Genomic DNA, 254 nt, shown 5'->3' with positions numbered 1-254 from the left:
AGAGCGTCCACGCGATCACCTGCAGCCAGGTCATCGCGGGCATGAACCCGACGGTGGCCTGCAGGATCGCCGCGAGCGGTCCGCCGGGCGCGATCGTCGCCGAGACGTCGAACGCCCAGCCGAACGGCAGGCCCGCCCAGCCGACCGCCACACCGCCCGTGACCGGGTCGATCGGAGCCGCCGCGGTGAACGGCCCGGGAAGGGCGCCGGCCTCCTGAAGGTCCATGAGCGCATAGGCGAGCACGCCGGCCGCG

General features: G+C 74.4%; 1 protein-coding gene. It reads right to left on the bottom strand.

Going from position 1 to position 254, the window contains the following annotated elements:
* A partial coding sequence (locus SB660_RS22145; RefSeq protein WP_486304220.1) for a hypothetical protein occupies nucleotides 1-254 on the bottom strand: 254 nt, incomplete at both ends.

The organism is Bacillus sp. SIMBA_005 (genome assembly GCF_046535585.1).
In the GTDB taxonomy this organism is placed as follows: domain Bacteria; phylum Bacillota; class Bacilli; order Bacillales; family Bacillaceae; genus Bacillus; species Bacillus pumilus.
This window is presented reverse-complemented; position numbering and strand designations above follow the sequence as displayed.